Genomic DNA, 18123 nt, shown 5'->3' on the forward strand with positions numbered 1-18123 from the left:
AACCGATTATCTGAAAACGTTGTCCAGATAATTGGCGAGCAACTGGCGTGAGCTAAAGCCGTGGCAGATGCCGTAGTACGCGGTCACTTCGCTCTCAAGATCGAGAGGAAACTGGGTGTAGACACCGCTGCTGCGAAATGACGCGGTCGGTTCGGCAAAGCGTTCGCTGCGCTCCTTCATCGCCGGATGAATCACCAGCGCCGTGCGACCAAAACGTGCTTCGCGGTTTACGTAAACGTAATGATCCCCACGGCGATAGCCATAGGCTTTATCGTCGACAAAATCCCGTTCAAATCCTGATGTTTCTAAAACTTTTGCCACTTCGTCGGGCCGTAAATACATGGTTTATCCTCGCTCTCAAAACTGCAAAGCGACCTTACCGCAATAAACCTGCCAAACAATGCATTTACGTCTTAATGAGGGGAATTTAGGATTTATCTAAGCTTTTCCCGGCAGGATCTCACCTTCCTGCCGGGAATGTTTAACAAATTACCGTCTTTTTAGATTTAACTTATTGACCGTCATTTTGCATTTGCGCATCACGCATCATCTTCAGCGTAATAAGCATCGCCAGCAGGACCATAAAGGCGGCAGCGAGATAGATAGACGGGGTACCGAAATGTGAAATAACCAGTCCGGCAACCGGGCCGGTAATGCCCAGCCCGAGATCCAGAAACGCTGAGTAGGTTCCTAACGCCGTGCCCTGATTCTGCTGAGGTACCTGTTTCACCGCCTCGACGCCGAGCGCAGGAAACACTAGCGAGAAGCCAGAACCTGTCAGGAACGCGCCAATTTCAACGCTGAACGGGCTGTGCCCGTGCCAAATCATCAGCAGGCCAATGATTTCAATCACAAACGACACCACGGAGACTTTCAGGCCGCCGAAACGAGCAATATTGCTCCCGAAGATCAAGCGCATACCCACGAATCCAAGACTGAAGACGGTCAGCGTGAACGCCGCGCCCGACCAGCCTTTGTCGGCATAATAGAGGGTGATAAAGGTCGCGATTACCCCGAAGCCGATGGTGCCGAAGCCTAATCCCAGGCCGTGCATCCAAATTTTGCCGACCACGGTACGAAACGCCAGACGTTTACCGGTGACGACAGTAATGGCCGGCTTGGTGCTCGCCAGCGCAATCGCCAACGCGGCAATAATCAGGATAGTGACGGCGACCCCCACCAGGCCCCAGTGCGCGTTAAGGAAGACGCCTAAGGGCGCGCCCGCCGCCATCGCGCCATAGGTGGCCACGCCGTTCCACGAAATCACGCGTCCGGTATGAATCGGATTGGTTGCGCCGATGCCCCATAGGATAGTGCCGGTGGCGGCAAAGCTCTCCCCTACGCCCAGAAATACGCGGCCCACGCAGAGCAGAATCAGGCTCAGCATCGGTGTGGCGGTGGTTAACGAGGCAAATACGTACATTAAGCCACTTATTCCGCAGCAGGAAAGGCCAAAAATAACCACTTTCTTGGGACCAATGTGGTCAGCGTAACGCCCTGCATGAGGTCGGCTGGCCAGGGTCGCGAAATATTGCACGCTGATAATCAGGCCCGCGAGAACCGAATTAAAGCCAAGTTTGCCGTGTACGAATCCGGGCAATACCGCGAGCGGTAAACCGATACTCAAATAGCAAACGAAAGTAAAAATAACTATCGACAGTATGCGTTTATTCAACTGTAAATTAGTTTGGAACTTAGTGGGTGACATTGACTGGCCTGGATGGTGATCACAGTTTTGAGGAATTCACAGCATAAACAGGTTTTTCCGCCCTGCAAATGAAAATACGTTTTAAAAATGTCATCAATTGTCACACCGGCCGCTTTTTTGCAGATAAATCTGAGTCATAGGCTGCAATCCCGCGCCAGCCCTGAAGAAAATCACACTGCGCAAGGTACAAAAAAGCTGATTTTCATCTTCAGATTGCGCATTAAACACTCAGATACACGTGATATCGGTCACAGGGCATTATATTGGGCTATGCTTAATTCAAGTCTTAAAACCAGGCTTCAAAATAAAAGAGTTCATAACAAGGAGAGCTTAATGTTTAAGAAAACAGAGAAATTTGAACGTAATGCCGATGAAGATATTACTTTGCTGGCTGACACCTTGGATGAAGTATTGAAATCCGGTAATTCAAAAACCAAGGAAGAGCTGGAGAAAATTCGCGGCAAGGCAGAAGGCGTATTACGCGATGCCCGTTCCCGCTTTAACGGCAACACAAATTTGACCCAGCACGCTCGAGACGCTGCCAGCCAGGCCACCGATTATGTGAAAGAGAATCCATGGCACGGTGTCGGAGTCGGTGCCGCCGTGGGTATCGTCTTAGGGGTTTTACTGGGCCGTAAATAAGGCCTTTCGACCACGCCAAAATAATCTTTCGCGTTAAAACGCCCCAATGCAGGTGATGCCGCATTGGGGCGTTTTTTTATTGCGGCAAAGACAATCAGCTTAATATGTGAGCGATTTCACCTTTACAAAAATTCTTTAAAAAATCGAAAAAAAGCTAAGCCTGATTCCACGCGGCCTGTCGGCCTTTTCCGTATGTTCGGTAATCAATCATGCAAAAAGCCTATATCTAGGCGGGTTGATAAATACAGCCACTACATCTAGTATTCTTTTCATCGAATACGGATAACCCTTCGATACTCATCTTACGGCTTATCTCCTGCAAGATACGCGGAATATAAGCCGTAAACGTTTCAGTCATCTTACCCTAAAGGTAAATGCGAATCATGAGCATAATCATTTACAGCAAGCCAGACTGCGTGCAATGCAACGCCACTTACCGTGCTATGGATAAACATGGCATTGATTACCAAGTTGTCGATTTAACGCAGGACGCTCAGGCATTAGGTCAGGTTCGTGCGCTGGGTTATCAGCAAGTTCCCGTCATTGTCGCCGGTGATGACCACTGGTCAGGTTTCCGTCCTGATAAAATCACCGCGCTGCGCCAACTGCAAGAAACACACTGAGGCAGGCCATGAGCTGTCTGGTGTATTTTTCGAGCAAGTCGGAAAACACCCACCGCTTTGTCGGCAAACTGGGTTTGCCCGCAGTCAGAATACCGATTGCACCTCAAGGCGAAAAACTGCGAATGGATTGCCCCTACATTTTGCTGGTCCCCAGCTATGGCGGCGGAACAGCGGTCGGGGCAGTCCCCAGACAGGTGATCCACTTCCTCAACGACGAACACAATCGTTCACTCATTCGCGGCGTTATTGCCGCGGGTAACACTAATTTCGGCGCAGCGTACTGCATTGCCGGTGAAATCGTCTCGCAGAAGTGTAAGGTCCCCTACCTTTATCGCTTTGAGCTGCTGGGCACACCGGACGACGTTGCAAAGGTCAAGCAGGGAGTAACTGAATTTTGGCAGCGACAGAACTAGCAATCACCGATCCGGGCGTCGGCACACCGGACTATCACGCGCTTAACGCGATGTTAAATCTGTTCGATGCCGAAGGTAAAATTCAGTTCGACAAAGACAGACTGGCCGCACGTCAGTATTTTCTTCAGCATGTGAATCAGAACACGGTGTTCTTCCACAATCTGGCGGAGAAGCTGCGTTATCTGGTCGAAGAAGGCTATTACGACGCTGAAGTCCTCGATCAATACGACTTTGAATCGACCAAGCGTCTGTTTAAACAGGCTTACGCTAAAAAATTCCGCTTCCAGACTTTCCTGGGCGCATTCAAGTATTACACCAGCTACACGCTGAAAACCTTTGACGGCAAGCGCTACCTTGAACGCTACGAAGACCGCGTGTGTCTGGTCGCCATGACGCTGGCGCAGGGTGATATCAAGCTCGCCAGCCATCTGGTCGACGAAATCATCAGCGGCCGTTTCCAGCCTGCGACACCGACCTTCCTTAACTGCGGCAAGAAACAGCGCGGTGAACTGGTCTCGTGCTTCCTGCTGCGTATCGAAGACAACATGGAGTCGATTGGCCGCTCGGTAAACTCTGCCCTGCAGCTGTCAAAACGCGGCGGTGGCGTGGCCTTTATGCTGACCAACATCCGTGAGGTCGGTGCGCCTATCAAGCGTATCGAAAATCAGTCATCGGGGGTGATCCCGATTATGAAGATGCTGGAAGACGCCTTCTCCTATGCTAATCAGCTGGGTGCACGTCAGGGGGCTGGCGCGGTCTATCTCAACGCGCACCACCCGGACATTCTGCGTTTCCTCGACACCAAGCGCGAAAACGCCGACGAGAAGATCCGCATAAAAACGCTGTCTCTCGGCGTGGTTATTCCGGATATCACCTTCGAGCTGGCGAAAAACAACGAAGACATGTATCTGTTCTCGCCGTATCACGTCGAGAAGGTTTACGGTGTGCCGATGTCTGAAATCAGCATCAGCGAGAAGTATCGCGAAATGGTCAACGACAAGCGCATCCATAAAACCAAAATCAACGCCCGCGAGTTCTTCCAGGTGTTGGCTGAGATTCAGTTTGAATCCGGCTACCCTTATATGATGTTCGAGGATACGGTGAACCGCGCCAACCCTATCAAGGGCCGCATCAACATGAGCAACCTGTGCTCGGAAATCTTGCAGGTCAACTCGGCGACGGTGTACGGCGAAGACTTGTCCTACGAGAAAATCGGCAAGGACATCTCCTGCAACCTCGGCTCACTGAATATCGCCGCCGCGATGGACTCGCCGGATCTGGGCCAAACGGTTGAAATGTCGATTCGCGCGCTGACTGCCGTGTCCGATATGAGCAACATCCGTTCGGTGCCGTCGGTAGAACAAGGCAACAATGACTCTCACGCCATCGGGCTCGGCCAGATGAACCTGCACGGCTATCTGGCGCGTGAACGCATCTATTATGGTTCGCCAGAAGCGCTTGACTTCACCAACCTCTATTTCTATACCGTAGCCTATCACGCGGTGCGGGCATCAAACCTCTTGGCCATCGAACGCGGCCAGACGTTTAAAGGCTTTGAAGACTCCACCTACGCCAGCGGCGGCTATTTTGACAAGTATTTGCAGGACATCTGGCATCCGAAAACCGAACGCGTACGCCAGCTGTTTGACGACGCAGGCATTGCCGTGCCGGGCGTTGCCGAGTGGACGGCGCTGAAAGAATCAGTGATGGCGCATGGCCTGTACAACCAGAACCTGCAGGCGGTGCCGCCGACCGGTTCTATCTCTTACATTAATAACTCGACCTCAAGTATTCACCCGATTGTCTCACGGGTAGAAATCCGTAAAGAGGGCAAAATCGGCCGCGTTTACTATCCGGCCGCGTTTATGACCAATGACAATCTGGAATACTATCAGGACGCCTACGAGATTGGTCCCGAGAAGATTATCGATACCTACGCCGAAGCCACGCAGCACGTGGATCAGGGCCTGTCGCTGACACTGTTCTTCCGCGATACCGCCACCACGCGCGACATCAACAAGGCGCAAATCTACGCCTGGCGTAAGGGCATCAAGACTATCTATTACATCCGTCTGCGCCAGATGGCGCTGGAAGGTACCGAAGTTCAGGGCTGTGTGTCTTGCACGCTTTAACGGGAACAAATTTAAGGAAATCGCATGAGCTCGGTTAAACAACTGCTGCCGGCACAGCCAATCAGCAAAGCCATTAACTGGAACAAGATCCAGGACGACAAAGATCTCGAGGTGTGGAACCGTCTGACCTCCAATTTCTGGCTGCCGGAAAAGGTCCCATTATCCAACGACATTCCTTCCTGGGCGACGCTGAGCGCCAAAGAGAAGCAGCTGACAATTCGCGTGTTCACCGGCCTGACGCTGCTCGATACGGTGCAGAACATTGTCGGCGCGCCCACGCTGATGAAAGACGCCGTCACCCCGCATGAGGAGGCGGTTTACTCGAATATCTGCTTCATGGAGGCGGTGCACGCACGCTCCTACAGTTCGATTTTCTCGACGCTGTGCATGACTTCGGACGTTGACGACGCTTATCGCTGGAGTGAGGAAAACGTTGCGCTGCAAAACAAGGCCGCGATTATCCTCTCTTACTACAACGGCGAAGATCCGTTGATGAAGAAAGTCGCCAGCGTGTTCCTGGAGTCATTCCTGTTCTATTCAGGCTTCTATCTGCCAATGTACTGGTCGAGCCGCGCCAAGCTGACCAACACCGCCGACCTGATTCGTCTGATCATTCGTGACGAAGCGGTGCACGGTTACTACATTGGCTACAAATTCCAACAGGCGTTGAAACTTGAGAGCGAGGAGCGTCAAAGGCAGGTTAAGGATCAGGCGTTTGACCTGATTCAGGACCTGTATGACAACGAAATTCGCTATACCGAAGAGCTGTATGACGGTGTGGGTTGGAGCGAGGACGTTAAGAAATTCCTGCATTACAACGCTAATAAAGCGCTGATGAACTTGGGTTACGAGGCGCTGTTCCCAGCCAGCATGGCGGAAGTTAACCCGGCAATTCTGTCGGCATTATCGCCAAACGCCGATGAAAACCACGACTTCTTCTCAGGTTCCGGCTCTTCTTACGTTATTGGTAAAGCGGTCAATACCGAAGACGAGGACTGGGATTTCTAATTCTCGTCTTCTCAGTTAGCCTCATAAAAAAGCCTCCTCGGGTCCAGTACGCGGCCCGATAGGCCTTACCGCGGTAGGTTACCTGATTGCCCTTTTCGTCGATCAGATGATTACCGGTACGCCCGGGCACCACGCAGTTATGCGACATATCTTTAGGCGGCGTTATTCCTTCCCGCTTTGGTGATGAAATATTTGAAATTGGTGGTGGCATGAGGCGCGGTCCACGTCCGACAACAATCGGAGATGGACCGTTAAGGGTCAGGAGAAGAACTTGGCCAGCACCAGCAGACCCACGGAGACGTTGATGGCACCGCCGATACGGGTCGCAATCTGCGCGAACGGCATCAGCGTCATACGGTTGCCCGAGGTCAGGATCGCCACGTCGCCGGTGCCGCCCTGCCCGCTCTGGCAGCAGGAGACGATAGCCACGTCGATAGGATGCATGCCAATCTTTTTACCGACGATGAAACCGGTGCCCACCAGCGCGCACACCGTCGAGATGATAACCACCAGATTCTGAATCGTGAAGGCATCCATCAGTTCCTGCCAAGGGGTAATCGCCACGCCTACGGCAAACAGAATCGGATAGGTCACCGCCGTGCGGAAGAATTTATAGACCGCCATCGAGCCGTGCTGAATGGTCGGTGACACCCCGTGCATCAGCTTGACTGCCACCGCCGCAAACAGCATGCCGACCGGCGCAGGCAGGCCAATCAGACGCTGACCGAGCATCCCCACCATGTACAGCAGAATCGCCAACAGCGCACCGCAGGCCAGCGCGTTGATGCCCGGCGTTCCCTCAAACTCGTCGTTACCGTTGGCAATCGCGCCTTTTTTGGCTGGCATCAGAGAACCTTCACCGGTCAGATGCGGAAAACGTTTACCCAGCTGGTTGAGGATCCCGGCGAGCACGATGGCCGTCAGGCCGCCGAGCATCACTATCGGCAGGATCTTGCCGAGCGCGACACCCTGCTCCATGTGCAGCAGCGCCGCATAACCCATCGACAGTGGGATCGCCCCCTCACCCACGCCCCCGGCCATGATAGGCAGGATCAGGAAGAAGAAGATCTGGAACGGCGGCAACCCCATCGCCATACCCACGCCCATTCCCACCAGCATGCCGACGATTTCACCGCACAGCATCGGCACAAAGATCCGCAAGAAGCCCTGGATCAGCGCCTGGCGGTTCATGCTCATGATGCTACCCACGATAATGCAGCAGATATAAAGGTAGAGGATATTGGTTGATTTATAGAACTTGGTGGTTGATTCGACGACAACGTCGGGCAGCAGGCCGTAGTGCACCATCGCGGAAGGGATAAAGGTGGCGCAAATCGCGGCTGCACCGAGTTTACCGAGTAGCGGCAGACGTTTGCCAAATTCTCCGCAGGCAAAGCCGAAGAACGCCAGCGTCGCGACCATTACCACGATGTCGCTCGGCAGTTTACCGCTCAGGCAGTCGAGCAGAATGAGTACGCCGGCAAGAAGAAAGAACGGCAGTGGGATGATACCGACCTTGTAGTTGTCCAGCACGCGCCACCATTTGTCGCGCAGGGCGGTTTGACTCACCAATTGGCGGGCAGCGGCGAGCTCCTTTGCCACGGGATCTTTTTCCTTTACGACAATGTAGGAATCGTCTGTTGTGCTCATAACAAGGTCCTCTTTCTTCATTCTTGTTGGTCTTAGAAAGAGAGGATAGAAATCGGCGACCTGCGGAGCTGTGACAGTATTCAAATTAAAACCGCAGTGTTAAAGGTTCTTATGGTTTTTATGGAGTTAATGTTAATAATCGTATAATCATTCCTGTTTTTTTAGTAAAAAGACCCGTTCCCCTAAAATATCGAGTCAGGCAGATGCGCGCGAAGTTCAGTTTTCAAATAAAATTATTCCTCTGCCTGGTGGCCTTTTCCTGCGTGCTCCTGATGGTGCTCGGTGCATTTCTGTTTCACATTGTCGACCGACAGATGCACCGCGACTTAGGCAATCGAGCCAAGGTTCAGGCCAGCGAGATTGCGCTGATCCCCAACCTGCCAGCGCTGGTCGAGGCAAAGGATACGGCTGGCATCTCGCGTCTTATTACCCCGCTGAGCCAGCACAGCGACGCCAGCTATATCGTGATTGGCGACAGCCACGAGATTCATCTCTACCACTCGAGTCAGCCGCAGAGCGTCAATCATCCGATGGTTGGGGGTGACAACGCCGAAGTGCTGGCGGGCAAAACCATTATCTCGATTAGACAGGGTGGAATCGGCGTGTCGCTGCGCAGCAAAGCGCCGATTGTTAATGCACAAAATCAGGTGGTTGGCATCGTCTCGGTGGGCTATCTCACCTCCTACATCAACGACATCACCCTGCGTCAGCTGGCGCAGGCGCTGCTGTTTGGCCTGCTGCTGCTGTTGGCGCTGTTCCTCTTCTCATGGTTGTTTAGCAAAAACCTGAAAAAGCAGATGTTCTGGCTTGAGCCACGTGATATCTCTTTGCTGGTACGCCAGCAAAAGGCACTGATGGAAGCCATCTATGAGGGCGTAGTCGCCATCGACGATCGGCTGAATATTCTGACCATCAACCGTGCCGCACGCGAGTTACTGGGGCTCGAGCAGCCGGAAGCGCAGCTCATTGGCCAACCGATTACTGATCCCATTGCCACCGCGCCAGATTTCTTCACCGCGCAGGCTGCAACGGGAGAACGCCACGATGAGATGGCGCTGTTCAACCAGCGTCCGGTGATTGTTAACCGCGTACCGCTCGAATTGCCCCCTCCGGCGCTGCACGGCTGGGTGTTTAGCTTCCGTGATAAAAATGACATTAATACCCTGAGCAGCCAGCTGAGTCAGGTGACACGCTACGCCGATAACCTTCGCATCATGCGCCACGAGCAGCTCAACTGGACCGCCACCCTCGCCGGCCTGCTGCAAATGCAGCGTTATGATGAAGCGCTGCGCTACGTGCAGGCGCAGTCAGAGGGTGCCCAAGCGGTGCTGGACTTCGTCTCGCAGCGCTTCAAATCGCCCGCGCTGTGCGGTCTGCTGCTCGGCAAATACGTCAGCGCCAAGGAAAAGGGCATCGAGCTGGACTTTGATCCCGGCTGTCAGCTCGCACACCTCCCCGCCGCGCTTGGCGAAAACGAGCTGATGTCGATAGTCGGCAATCTTATTGATAACGCGGTGGAAGCCAGCTTAAAAGTTGATGCGCCGCACGCGCCGGTTGAACTTTATTTGACCGATAGCAATGACCAGCTGATTATTGAGGTCGCGGACAGCGGTGGCGGAATCGACGCCGACATCCGCGCCCGCCTGTTCGAACAAGGCGTCAGCAGCAAGCCTGTAAGCCATTCTGAGCACACCGGCAGCGAACATGGCATCGGGCTTTATGTGGTAGCGAGTTATGTCCGTCAGGCGCAGGGGATGATTGAAATCTCCGATAATCGGCCACAGGGCACCGTGTTTACGGTCTTCATCCCTTTCATAAACGATGACCAGCCACCTACTTTCAAGAAAGCACTATGAACAATAACTATAGCGTCATGGATGTATTAATTGTTGAGGACGAAAGCCACCTCGGCCTGCTGCACCGTGAGTTTATCGAGCAAAACTTCAACCTGCGGGTGGTGGGCATTGCCCCGACGCTGGCACAGGCCAGAAGGCTACTGGAGCTATACCGGCCAAGGCTGGTGTTGCTGGACAATTTCTTGCCCGACGGTCAGGGCATCGAGCTTATCAACTCATCGTTGCTTAAGAGCATTGACTGCTCGGTGATTTTCATCACCGCCGCCAGCGACATGACGACCTGTAGCCAGGCGATGCGCGCGGGGGCGTTCGACTACATTATCAAGCCGGTTTCGTTTCACCGCTTGCAGAGTTCGCTCACCCGTTTTATGCAGCTGGCGCAGACGCTGCGCAACGTGACCACGCTCGACCAGCAGAGTCTCGACAAGCTCTTTAATCTGCCGGGCAGTGAACAGCCAGAAGCCCCGTTGGCCAAGGGCATCGAGCCTAATACCCTCGAACTGATCAAGCAGGTTTTCATTCGCCAGCCGGAGCGTAACTGGTCGGTCGATCAGGTGGTTGAACAGGTCGGGATCAGCAAAACTACGGGCCGCCGATATCTCGAATATTGTGTCGAAACGGCGTTCATTATGGTCGAGATGCAGTATGGAAATATCGGCCATCCAAGACGCCTGTATCGCAAAGCTAATCACGCCGAAAACGCCGCCGAATAGCGGCGTATTTTCACCGAGATCGCACCGAGTTTTCCGCGTATTTTTTCCTCTCAAGCAGCCTAATTCCCCTCGGTCAACCCGCCATAAAATGGCCTATTTCCCCGTTAATTCCTGAAAATCATAAAAAGGATGAAATAGGGGGAATCACTTTTATTTACACTGTAAAAATCTCTGGCCAAATTTTAAAAATAAAAACAACAAAATCAACAATTTAAATTGTTAATAACAATTAAAATCCGCAACGTAAATTAATAGCGCCAACTCAATTCACACTATAAATATGACAAATAATAATTAACCAACGCCCCACGCAAATATCCCTTAACCGACAAGGCCTCAGCGCGAAAATGCGGGGAATAATCAGACCTTTCCTAATTACCCAGCTGGAAACCATGAGACTTGTCTCAGATTCTAAGTGTGTTAGGGTATAAGCCGCACCATATTCCGTTAACAGGAAATTTCTATCACACTCATTCAAATAACAGTATTTAAAATACGACCAAGGAAACGAAAAATTGCATGGCAATTAAAATCGAAGTTAAGAACTTATATAAAGTCTTCGGCGAGCAACCTGAGCGAGCCTTTAAGCTGATTGATGCGGGTAAGGGAAAAGAAGAAATATTTGCAAAAACGGGTCTGTCACTTGGTGTGAAAAACGCCAGTCTGGCCATTGAAGAAGGCGAGATTTTTGTCATCATGGGGCTTTCCGGCTCCGGAAAATCCACCATGGTACGCCTTCTCAATCGTCTGATAGAACCAACCCGTGGCGAAGTGCTGATTGACGGCGAAGATATTGCCAAAATTTCCGACGCCAAGCTGCGCCAGGTGCGCAGAAGCAAAATCAGCATGGTCTTCCAGTCCTTTGCCCTGATGCCTCACCTCACCGTGCTCAACAATACCGCCTTCGGGATGGAGCTTGCCGGGATTCCGGTCAGCGAGCGCAACGAGAAGGCGCTTGATGCGCTACGTCAGGTCGGTCTCGAAAGCTATGCCCACTCCTATCCCGACGAACTTTCCGGCGGTATGCGTCAGCGTGTCGGCCTTGCCCGTGCGATGGCTAACAATCCCGACATTCTGCTGATGGATGAGGCGTTCTCTGCCCTCGACCCGCTCATCCGCACCGAGATGCAAGATGAGCTGGTCAAACTACAGTCAAAACATCAACGTACGATCGTGTTTATTTCCCACGATCTCGACGAAGCCATGCGTATCGGCGACCGTATCGCCATTATGCAGGGCGGCGAAGTGGTGCAGGTCGGCACGCCGGAGGAAATCCTCAACAATCCGGCCAACGACTATGTGCGCACCTTCTTCCGCGGTGTAGATATCAGTCAGGTATTCAGCGCCAAAGACATCGCCCGTCGTCGTCCGGTGACGCTCATCCGTAAGACCCCTGGTTTTGGCCCTCGTGCTGCCCTCAAGCTGCTCGAAGATGAAGACCGTGAATATGGTTATGTCCTTGAACGCGGACAGAAATTTATCGGCGTTGTGTCGGCAGATTCTCTGAAACGTGCACTAAAGGAAAATCAGCCGCTGGAAAGTGCCCTGCTGGAATTACCGGCGCCGGTACCGGCAGACATGCCGCTCAGCGAGCTTATCTCACAGGTTGCCGCTGCACCGTGTGCGGTGCCTGTGGTCTGCGAGGAGAATAACTATATCGGAATTATTTCCAAGGCCATGCTGCTTCAGGCGTTGGATAAAGAGGGGGCAACAGAATGACACAGCAAATTATTAATTCATTGAATAACAGTACGATAGTTCAACATGCGCAGGCGGCACAGGCCGCAGACGCCGCCAGCGATCCTTGGGCTGCTGGCAGCAGCGATGCGGCAACCCAGAGCGCTGCGCCGGCCGACTCCGCGGCGACTGACCCCTGGGACGCCGACAACAGCGGTGCTACCACCAGCACGCCGGACGCAGGCCATCACGCCGCGGCTCAGAGCAGCGACAGCTGGCTGAACGTCGCGCCAGAGCAGCATCAGCACTTTAATATTTTGGATCCTTTCCACAACACGCTTATCCCGCTCGACCGCTGGGTAACCGACGGGATCGACTGGCTTGTTGCGCACTTCCGCCCGCTCTTCCAGGGGATACGTGTCCCGGTCGATTTTGTATTGAGTGGCTTTCAGCACGGCCTCGAGTCGCTGCCCGCCCCGATCGCGATCGTCATCTTTGCGCTGATCGCCTGGCAGATGGCCGGTTTTGGCATGGGTGCGACCACGCTGGTTTCTCTGGTGTTGATAGGCGCGATCGGTGCCTGGTCTCAGGCCATGGTCACGCTGGCGCTGGTGCTAACCTCACTGTTCTTCTGCGTATTGATAGGTCTGCCGCTCGGAATATGGCTGGCGCGCAGCAAAGGTGCGGCCAAGATTATCCGCCCACTGCTCGACGCCATGCAGACGACCCCGGCGTTCGTGTATCTGGTGCCGATAGTCATGCTGTTTGGTATCGGTAACGTGCCGGGCGTGGTCGTCACCATTATCTTTGCGCTGCCGCCTATCGTGCGTCTGACAATTCTGGGCATCAATCAGGTGCCCGAAGATCTGATTGAAGCGGCAGAATCCTTCGGTTCAAGCCCGAGCCAGATGCTGTTCAAGGTTCAGCTGCCGCTGGCAATGCCGACCATTATGGCTGGGATCAATCAGACGCTGATGCTGGCGCTGTCGATGGTGGTTATCGCTTCGATGATCGCCGTAGGCGGTCTGGGTCAGATGGTGCTGCGCGGTATCGGTCGTCTGGATATGGGCCTTGCGTCTATCGGCGGTGTCGGGATCGTTATTCTGGCGATTATTCTGGACCGCCTGACTCAGGCATTAGGCCGTGACCGTCGCAGTAAAGGCGGCCATCGCTGGTTTACTCATGGCCCAATCGGTCTGGTCACCAAACCTTTCACTAAAAAAGCCTGAGGATCGCAGCGATGAATCATTCAAAAAAATTACGCCACGGCGGCCTGCTGGCCCTGACGTTAACCGCCCTTCTCGGCAGCCAGGCCATGGCGGCCGACCTGCCGGGCAAAGGCGTAGTAGTGAAACCGCTGCAAAGCACCATTGCCGAAGAATCTTTCCAAACTGAACTGGTGAATCGTGCGCTGAAAGCGCTGGGTTACGACGTGCAGCCCACCAGCGAGGTGGATTACAACGTTGCCTACACCACCATCGCCAGCGGTGACTCGACCTACATGGCCGTTAACTGGGATCCGCTACAGACCGACATGTTTAACGCGGCCGGTGGCAACCAGAAGTTCTACCGTGAAGGCACTTACATCAGCGGCGCAGCGCAGGGGTATTTGATCGACAAGAAAACCGCCGAAAAGTACCACATCCACGACCTGTCGCAGCTGAAAGATCCTAAGCTCGCCAAGCTGTTCGACGACAACGGCGACGGCAAAGCGGACCTGACCGGCTGTGAGCCGGGATGGGGCTGCGGCGAGGTTATCGATGCACAGCTCAAAGCCTACGGCCTGAGCAATACCGTGCAGCAAAACTCCGGCAACTACGCGGCAATCATGGCCGATACCCTGACCCGCTATCGTCAGGGCAAGCCGGTGCTGTATTACACCTGGACGCCTTACTGGGTCAGCAACGTGCTGAAACCGGGCAAGGATGTGCTCTGGCTGACGGTGCCGTTCTCGGCCAATACGGGTTCACAAAAAAATCTCGATACCACGCTGCCTAACGGCAAGAACTACGGTTTCCCGGTTAATAACGAGCATATTGTGGCCAACAAACAGTGGGCCGCCGCCAATCCGGCCGCCGCGAAGCTGTTTGCGGTGATGAAGCTGCCGCTGGCGGACGTTAACGCCCAGAACCTGAGCATGCACAACGGCGAATCTTCCGCCCAAGATATTCAAGACCAGGTAAGTGGCTGGATTACAGCGCATCAGGCGACCTACAACGGCTGGCTCGACGAAGCCAAAGCCGCGGCGAATAAATAATTAGGGATAACAATAATGATGAAGATAAAGACTCTTTGGGCGATAGCCGCTCTGAGCACTCTGGGTTCTGCGTCCGCTTTTGCGGCTGACCTTCCGGGCAAAGGCGTCACCGTGACGCCTATCCAAAGCACCATCAGCGAAGAGACTTTCCAGACTCTGCTGGTCGATAAAGCGTTGGAAAAACTCGGTTATACCGTTCAGCCTATCCGTGAAGTGGATTATAACGTCGGTTACACCACCATTGCAGAAGGCGACGGCACCTTTATGGCCGCCAACTGGGCACCGCTGCATGACAACATGTTTAACGCGGCCGGTGGCAAGCAGAAGTTCTACCGCGAAGGCACTTACGTGACCGGCGCGGCACAGGGCTATCTAATAGATAAAAAAACCGCCCAGAAATATCACATTACCAACATCAGCCAGTTTAAAGATCCCAAAATCGCCAAGCTGTTCGACACCAACGGTGATGGCAAGGCCGACCTGACCGGTTGTACGCCGGGCTGGGGCTGTGAGGCGGCGCTGAACGAGCAGATTAAAGACTACGGCCTGACCGACACCGTGCAGCACAATCAGGGTAACTACTCAGCGATGATTGCTGACACCATTACCCGCTATAAAGAAGGTAAGCCTATCTTCTACTACACCTGGACGCCGTACTGGGTCAGCAACGTACTGGTGCCAGGCAAAGATACCGTCTGGTTACAGGTCCCGTTCTCGGTTATTCCGGGCGACAAAAATGCCGATACCAAACTGCCTGACGGCCGCAACTATGGCTTCCCGGTGAGTACCATGCACATCGTGGCTAACCTCAAGTGGGCGCAGGCTAACCCGGCTGCCGCGAAGCTGTTCGCCATCATGAAGCTGCCACTGGCCGATATTAATGCGCAGAATGCGGCAATGCACAACGGTCAAAGCTCAGAGGCTGACATCGAGGCGCAGACCAACGGCTGGATCAAGGCTCACCAGGCTATTTTCGACGGTTGGATTCAAGAGGCCGCTGCCGCAGCAAAATAACGCTTAACGGCATCTGATGGTGGGGAAAAAGGGGCAACGAAATTTTCTGTTGCCCCTTTTTATTGGGCTCTACCAGGCAAAGCTAGGGGCTGACTCTGAACTCCTCCTCGGAGAAAGCCATAAACCGCTCGGCGACGGCCGACAAACTGTGTTGCCAGACGCAAAATACCTGGCGTCGGATAGCGCTGTCTATCGGGATCGAGACCAATCCCCTGGCGTGTTCCGCCGTCGACAGCGGCACTATCCCCGCAGCCAGCGATTTACGGACGATATTTTCCAGCCACTCAATGTGATCGATTTCAAAACTGACGTGCCGCGTTATGCCCTCGGAAAAAAAAGCCTTGTCGGTTTGTCGTCTGGCACCGGAACCCTGATAAAAATCGACTAAAGGTACCTGAGACAATTCAGACAGTCGCAGACGTTCACGACCGGCAAACGGGTGATCGCGACTCACCATGGCCACCAACGGCTCGTCGGTCAACAGCTTATGCGGCATTGCCAGCGCCTCCTTATCGCCGGGCCATAGCCCAACAAACGCCACATCGGTTCGCGCTTGCTGAACATCCTCAAGCAGTTTTTCGCTCATCGCGACGTATAAACGAATATTCACCAAGGGATAGCGCTGATTAAAACGCGCAAGCTGCCCAATGAGGTCAATCGTATTCAGCGTAGATATCGTTCCTACCGTTAGGGTGCCACCTATCTCACCTTTCAACGCTTCCATGGTATCCAGCAAATGATTATGCGCGGCCAGCCACTGCTCGGCCGGCGCCAAAAAGGCTCGCCCTGCGGCGGTAAGCTCGACCTGTCTGGAGGTGCGTTCGAATAACGGGCTGCCTAACTCCTCTTCGAGCTTGGCTATTTGGTGACTCAATGCGGATTGTACGGTGTGACAGCGCTTTGCGGCTCGGGTGAAGTTCTGTTCCTGAGCAACGGCCAAGGCAAAGCGGATCTGCTTTAAATTCATTTATTCATCTCAAAACGAGATAGTTGAGATGATAATTATACATTGGTTTATTATTTTTAATTAACAGATACTCCTCGCGTAATCCTTAAAATCTTCCCCATAAAAGAAATGAATTCTATGACAACTTCAACCCATTCTTCTGCGCAGCAGCAAGCGGTATTGAGTCCGGGTCTTATCCTGCTTATGGCTGTTGCCACCGGGCTTGCGGCAGCAAGCAACTATTATGCCCAGCCTCTGCTGGAAACCATCGCCCGGGCCTTTCATCTTTCGGTCAATCAGGCCGGATTTATCGTGACTACCGCCCAGCTCGGTTACGCCTTCGGGCTACTGTTCCTGGTGCCACTCGGCGATATGTTTGAGCGTCGCAGCATGATTGTCGTTATGACCCTGCTCTCAGCGGCCGGACTGCTGATTACCGCCAACTCGACGTCAATCTCCATGATGCTGGTCGGTACAGCCCTGACCGGACTGTTTTCTGTCGTTGCGCAGGTACTGGTTCCGCTTGCCGCCACGCTGGCCGAACCCGCGCGGCGCGGTAAGATTGTCGGCATGATCATGTCCGGCCTGCTGCTGGGTATTCTTCTGGCCCGCACCGTCTCCGGCCTTCTAGCGGCACTTGGCGGTTGGCGCACCGTATACTGGGTCGCCAGCGTGCTGATGGTGATTATGTCCGCAGTCCTGTGGCGCGTACTGCCGCAGCACAAGCAGAATACTCACCTCAACTACCTCCAGTTAATGAAGTCTATCTTTACCCTGTTCTTCTTCACGCCGGTGCTGCGTACCCGCGCGCTTATCGGCATGTTTATCTTCGCCAACTTCAGCGCACTGTGGACCTCGATGGCGTTTCTACTGGCTGGGCCGAGCTACGGCTATTCCGAGGGTGTGATTGGGCTGTTTGGTCTGGTCGGGGCGGCGGGTGCGCTGGCCGCCACCCGTGCTGGGCATCTTGCCGATAAAGGCAAAGCTCAGCTGACGACCACCTGTGGCCTGGTCCTGCTGCTGCTCTCGTGGTCTGCCGTGGCTTACGGCCAGCACTCCATCATCTCGCTGATACTGGGCATTATCGTGCTCGACCTCTGCGTGCAGGGAGTGCATATCACCAATCAAAGCGTCATTTATAAACTGATGCCCGAGGCGCGTAATCGCCTGACGGCGGGTTATATGACCAGCTATTTCATTGGCGGTGCGGCAGGTTCGGTCGTCTCAGCGGCGGCGTTTCAGGCGGCAGGATGGTACGGCGTCTGTACAGCCGGTGCCATTTTTTGCGTCATCAATCTGGTCGTCTGGCTGTTTGGACACAAGCACAGATTCGGCTGAGAAAGTGTTTCGGGCGTGATGATCACGCCCCTGATTAGCATGCGAATAGTTATTAGTGAAATTTTTTTTGAACCAAAGGGTATAAAGAGTACTAACAGTCTGATATTATTTTTTCAATAAATTATACGCTAACGAAACATCCTGCT

Annotated in this window: 16 protein-coding genes; 12 read left to right on the forward strand and 4 right to left on the reverse strand. The window is 53.6% G+C overall.

Annotated elements, in window-relative coordinates:
- Positions 1–6: 6 nt before the first annotated feature.
- On the reverse strand, positions 7–342 hold the full coding sequence (locus O1V65_RS14880; protein ID WP_017491420.1) for a DUF2002 family protein: 336 nt from the start codon (positions 340–342) through the stop codon (positions 7–9).
- Between the two features lie 169 nt (positions 343–511).
- Positions 512–1708: an MFS transporter gene (locus O1V65_RS14885; RefSeq protein ID WP_017491421.1), complete on the reverse strand. Its 1197-nt coding sequence runs from the start codon at positions 1706–1708 to the stop codon at positions 512–514.
- Positions 1709–2041: 333 nt separating this feature from the next.
- Here O1V65_RS14885 and O1V65_RS14890 point away from each other — a divergent pair, with 333 nt between their 5' ends.
- The 5 genes from O1V65_RS14890 (at position 2042) to nrdF (ending at position 6526) form a co-directional block, all read left to right on the forward strand.
- On the forward strand, positions 2042–2350 hold the full coding sequence (locus O1V65_RS14890; RefSeq protein WP_017491422.1) for a DUF883 family protein: 309 nt from the start codon (positions 2042–2044) through the stop codon (positions 2348–2350).
- 383 nt (positions 2351–2733) lie between these two features.
- On the forward strand, positions 2734–2973 hold the full coding sequence (nrdH, locus tag O1V65_RS14895; protein ID WP_017491423.1) for a glutaredoxin-like protein NrdH: 240 nt from the start codon (positions 2734–2736) through the stop codon (positions 2971–2973).
- An 8-nt stretch (positions 2974–2981) separates the two neighbouring features.
- Complete coding sequence (gene nrdI / locus O1V65_RS14900; RefSeq protein ID WP_017491424.1) at positions 2982–3386, forward strand: class Ib ribonucleoside-diphosphate reductase assembly flavoprotein NrdI; 405 nt, start codon at positions 2982–2984, stop codon at positions 3384–3386.
- Positions 3368–5518, forward strand: coding sequence for a class 1b ribonucleoside-diphosphate reductase subunit alpha (gene nrdE, locus O1V65_RS14905; RefSeq protein WP_017491425.1), 2151 nt, complete (start codon positions 3368–3370; stop codon positions 5516–5518). Before nrdI ends, nrdE begins: the two co-directional genes overlap by 19 nt.
- A gap of 24 nt (positions 5519–5542) precedes the next feature.
- Positions 5543–6526: a class 1b ribonucleoside-diphosphate reductase subunit beta gene (nrdF, locus tag O1V65_RS14910; RefSeq protein WP_017491426.1), complete on the forward strand. Its 984-nt coding sequence runs from the start codon at positions 5543–5545 to the stop codon at positions 6524–6526.
- A 258-nt stretch (positions 6527–6784) separates the two neighbouring features.
- Here the strand turns inward: nrdF and O1V65_RS14915 are convergent, their stop codons facing one another.
- On the reverse strand, positions 6785–8176 hold the full coding sequence (locus O1V65_RS14915) for a 2-hydroxycarboxylate transporter family protein (protein WP_017491427.1): 1392 nt from the start codon (positions 8174–8176) through the stop codon (positions 6785–6787).
- Between the two features lie 203 nt (positions 8177–8379).
- Between O1V65_RS14915 and O1V65_RS14920 the strand changes: the two genes are divergently transcribed.
- The 6 genes from O1V65_RS14920 (at position 8380) to proX (O1V65_RS14945) (ending at position 15693) form a co-directional block, all read left to right on the forward strand.
- Positions 8380–10032: an ATP-binding protein gene (locus O1V65_RS14920; RefSeq protein ID WP_269129842.1), complete on the forward strand. Its 1653-nt coding sequence runs from the start codon at positions 8380–8382 to the stop codon at positions 10030–10032.
- Positions 10029–10745, forward strand: coding sequence for a response regulator (locus tag O1V65_RS14925; protein ID WP_017491430.1), 717 nt, complete (start codon positions 10029–10031; stop codon positions 10743–10745). The genes O1V65_RS14920 and O1V65_RS14925 overlap by 4 nt, the downstream gene beginning before the upstream one ends.
- Before the next feature lie 519 nt (positions 10746–11264).
- The gene (gene proV, locus O1V65_RS14930; RefSeq protein WP_017491431.1) at positions 11265–12464 is read left to right on the forward strand and encodes a glycine betaine/L-proline ABC transporter ATP-binding protein ProV; all 1200 of its coding nucleotides are present in this window, start codon (positions 11265–11267) and stop codon (positions 12462–12464) included.
- On the forward strand, positions 12461–13651 hold the full coding sequence (gene proW, locus O1V65_RS14935) for a glycine betaine/L-proline ABC transporter permease ProW (protein WP_017491432.1): 1191 nt from the start codon (positions 12461–12463) through the stop codon (positions 13649–13651). The genes proV and proW overlap by 4 nt, the downstream gene beginning before the upstream one ends.
- 11 nt (positions 13652–13662) lie before the next feature.
- Positions 13663–14679 (forward strand): glycine betaine/L-proline ABC transporter substrate-binding protein ProX, encoded by a 1017-nt coding sequence (gene proX, locus O1V65_RS14940; protein WP_017491433.1) that lies wholly within the window; start codon positions 13663–13665, stop codon positions 14677–14679.
- Between the two features lie 18 nt (positions 14680–14697).
- On the forward strand, positions 14698–15693 hold the full coding sequence (gene proX, locus O1V65_RS14945) for a glycine betaine/L-proline ABC transporter substrate-binding protein ProX (RefSeq protein WP_084912876.1): 996 nt from the start codon (positions 14698–14700) through the stop codon (positions 15691–15693).
- Between the two features lie 82 nt (positions 15694–15775).
- Here proX (O1V65_RS14945) and O1V65_RS14950 read toward each other — a convergent pair whose 3' ends face one another.
- Positions 15776–16660: a LysR family transcriptional regulator gene (locus O1V65_RS14950; protein WP_017491435.1), complete on the reverse strand. Its 885-nt coding sequence runs from the start codon at positions 16658–16660 to the stop codon at positions 15776–15778.
- Between the two features lie 117 nt (positions 16661–16777).
- Between O1V65_RS14950 and O1V65_RS14955 the strand changes: the two genes are divergently transcribed.
- Positions 16778–17977, forward strand: a complete 1200-nt coding sequence (locus O1V65_RS14955; protein WP_017491436.1) for an MFS transporter — start codon at positions 16778–16780, stop codon at positions 17975–17977.
- Positions 17978–18123 lie beyond the last annotated feature (146 nt).

It is taken from the genome of Rouxiella badensis (genome assembly GCF_026967515.2).
Taxonomy (GTDB): Bacteria; Pseudomonadota; Gammaproteobacteria; order Enterobacterales; family Enterobacteriaceae; genus Rouxiella; species Rouxiella badensis.